The following is a 2,904-nucleotide window of genomic DNA, read 5'->3' as shown; positions in this document are numbered from 1 at the left end:
GCGCGATTCGCGTTTCGGTCGAGGGGGTAACGCGGAACGCGTGTTCCGCGCCGAGCGCGTTCATGCCGCACGATTCGGCGGTTTCGGCGGTGGCTTTGACCGACTCGATTGCGGCGGAAACCACTTCAATCATATCCTGCGTGCCGTCGGTCAGCGCCTGCAAGCCGACGAGCAGCCCGGATACGCGCCCCCGCTGCACACGGAACAGACGGTTGAGCTGCTTCAGTAGCCGGAAGCGGCTCAGCTCGGCGGAGAAAAAGCTCGTCGCCGCAGCCTCGATGCCGTGCGCCTCGTCAAACACGAGCCGCTTATACGGCGGCAGCACCGCCGCGCCCTCGTAGCCCGCGCCCGCAAGCCGCGCTTCCGCGTCGGCAAACAGCAGGCTGTGATTCACCACGAGCAAGCCCGCGTCGGTAGCCTCCCGTTTGACCGCCGCCACAAAACAATCGTCGCGGTATGCGCAGCGCGCCCCCATACACGCGTCGGATTCGGCGTTCACCCGACCCCACAGCGATTCGGTCGGCATGAAGGGCAAGGCGGCGCGGCTCCCGTCCGCCGTATGCGCTGCCCACTCTATAATCGCGCCGAGTTCGCCGCTCTCGCCGGCAAACAAATCGCGCTCGGCGTCGTGCAGGCGGCGGAGGCACACATACTGCTGCCGCCCTTTTATCAGGACGGTTTTTACCGCGCACCCGACGATATCCTGCGCGGCGGGAATATCTTTTTCGAGCAGTTGCTGCTGCAGGTTTATGGTGCCGGTCGAAATGACCACGCGCTCTTTGTTTTTGAGGTGCCACAGCAGAGACGGGATAAGGTAGGCGAACGATTTTCCAACGCCGGTTCCCGCTTCGTACACGCCTATGCCGTTCGCGTTAAATGTTTCCGCAATAGACTTGAGCAACCCGATTTGCGGCGGGCGCACTTCAAACGATTTGTTTTTTCGCGCAAGCGGACCGTCCGCCGAAAGGCAGCGCGCAGCCTCTTCCGCGTCGAGCGACACGTTGCCGTGCGGTTCTTCGTCTCGGAAATCATCGCGGTCGTCGTACACCGGTCAGCCTTTTGTCTGGGGTTTTCTCGCAGCAACAGCGTTTTTACGCCGTCTCGCCGTTGTCGGCAAGCCGTAAAATCCGCTGCACTTGGGAGCGGCGCAGAGTGCCGTTTTTGCAAAGTAAGCTAAAGATACGGCATAAAAAAGAATCGCTCTTTGCGGCGATTCTTTCGGTCATCTCCCAGGGGAATTGAACCCCTGTTGTCGGGATGAAAACCCGATGTCCTAACCACTAGACGAGGGAGACAAGGCTGGACGACTATAGCAAAAAGGCAACGCTCCTGTCAAGGCGGGGCATCCGGCGAAGTTGAACGGTGCAGCGTATATTCGGCAAAAATGCCTCATCTGCCCGCACGAAGCACAGCATATGGCTACGGCGAACCTGTGTAAGGACAAGCGGACACCGACATATCAGGTTGTTTTTGCGGCGGCATTGGCTCCGCATTATCCGTATGGTTGATCGACAGGCAGTCCTGCCAACTGTTCGTAATGCCGTCCGTAAGGCTGGGCCCACCAGGACTTGAACCTGGGACCTACGGATTATGAGTCCGCAGCTCTAACCGACTGAGCTATAGGCCCGATAGCAAGAGAGAGTATAGCTTAAGCCGCGTGCCTTTGGCAAGAGCGTTACCCGTGCGAAGCACGGGTAACGTCCGAGTTCCTTGAGGAAACTTGGCATAGAGGTAAAACCAGATCTAAATGTCCTTTTTTGTAGGCGAAATGTGTATACCAACTGAAATTATATAGTATAGATAATATACGCCACGATTATCACGCCAACAACAATGAGCAACACAGGCACAACAGTGGTTAAAAATCCTGTTACAGCGACAACCACGGGCGGTATAATAAAGATACCAGCGACAACAGCCAACACGATTAGGATGACAGTCGCGCTTATGCGGACGCCTCCACCTTTCCGCTTGGGTTTTTTCACCGTTCGCGTATCACCGTCTTTCGGTTTTTGTTTACTCTTCATTATCTATTTCTTCCCACCTGCCAGTTTTTCCATTATGCCGTTCTTCTTTTTCTACAGTTGTACCGGAATCAATTGTTATTCCTCCATCTTGACGAAGATTGGTTAGAATTTTACCTATCATTTTAAGTGTAAATTTCCGCGACAAAGGCTTATTTATTAAGTCATATTGTAGCTTCATATATTTTTTTATTTCGCTAGCTTCTAAATGATTTTGGTACACGTCGTTTACCCACGTCATCCATTTATCATTATAAGATGTTTGCAAAGATATATTATCATCATGCATTTCTATTTCATTTTTCATTGTATGTTTTTTATGTCGCTTTGTCATATACTACCTCGGCAGAATATCGAATTTCCAAAGGGGACACAATCTTTCTCATTCATTCCTGTATGCTGTTTTGCATGATATTCCCTTTTCCGCTACACATAGGCAGTCTCTTGGTGCGTTTCGTAAAGGCTTTAGCGAATATACCCCAACGTATTCTCTGCGCTACATTCCGCGAGGATAAACCATAGCACGACGCACGAAATTATGCAAGAGAATGCAAAGGAAACTTATTACTTATGTGGCGGCGCGGCGCTTTTCTCCGAGACGAGGGCGGCATTACCGAAACCTCCCTACTCCGCACGCAGAGCGTGCGGTCCTTTTGAGCATTCAGCCCGACTTGACGAAACGTTTTGATTTGCGTATATTTTATTGCAGAGAGTAAGCGGGAGTTTCCGCCGCTTCAGACCCTAGGAACCAGCCTTCAGACCCTAGGAACCAGCCTTCAGACCCTAGGAACCAGCCTTCAGACCCTAGGAACCAGCCTTCAGACCCTAGGAACCAGCCTTCAGACCCTAGGAACCAGCCTTCAGACCCTAGGAACCAGCC

Annotated in this window: 4 protein-coding genes and 2 tRNA genes; 1 reads left to right on the top strand and 5 read right to left on the bottom strand. The window is 52.9% G+C overall.

The genetic code is table 11. From position 1 onward, the window contains the following. The 5 genes from AWU74_RS04840 to AWU74_RS04820 form a co-directional block, all read right to left on the bottom strand. On the bottom strand, positions 1-1,048 hold a 1,048-nt coding region (locus AWU74_RS04840), incomplete at its 3' end, for an ATP-dependent DNA helicase (protein WP_162504832.1). A 175-nt stretch (positions 1,049-1,223) separates the two neighbouring features. Then, positions 1,224-1,295, bottom strand: a tRNA-Glu gene (locus AWU74_RS04835). A 258-nt stretch (positions 1,296-1,553) separates the two neighbouring features. Continuing rightward, positions 1,554-1,627: transfer RNA gene (locus AWU74_RS04830), tRNA-Ile, on the bottom strand. Between the two features lie 160 nt (positions 1,628-1,787). Next, entirely contained in the window at positions 1,788-2,027 is a 240-nt protein-coding gene (locus AWU74_RS04825) for a hypothetical protein (protein ID WP_062328180.1), read from the bottom strand. Beyond that, the gene (locus AWU74_RS04820) at positions 2,017-2,358 is read right to left on the bottom strand and encodes a hypothetical protein (protein WP_162504831.1); all 342 of its coding nucleotides are present in this window, start codon (positions 2,356-2,358) and stop codon (positions 2,017-2,019) included. Before AWU74_RS04820 ends, AWU74_RS04825 begins: the two co-directional genes overlap by 11 nt. A 350-nt stretch (positions 2,359-2,708) precedes the next feature. On the opposite strand from AWU74_RS04820, the gene AWU74_RS12670 reads away from it, so the two are divergent. Further along, positions 2,709-2,904 (top strand): hypothetical protein (locus AWU74_RS12670; protein WP_238580168.1); only part of this gene is annotated, 196 nt, incomplete at its 3' end.

It is taken from the genome of Treponema endosymbiont of Eucomonympha sp. (assembly GCF_001028545.1).
The sequence above is the reverse complement of the archived record's forward strand: the minus strand, read 5'-3'. Positions and strand labels throughout refer to the sequence as shown.

Excerpts from the sequence above, each read along its gene's own strand:
- AWU74_RS04820 (WP_162504831.1), bottom strand. The coding sequence starts at position 2,358 with ATGACAAAGCGACATAAAAAACATACAATGAAAAATGAAATAGAAATG.
- AWU74_RS04825 (WP_062328180.1), bottom strand. The coding sequence starts at position 2,027 with ATGAAGAGTAAACAAAAACCGAAAGACGGTGATACGCGAACGGTGAAA.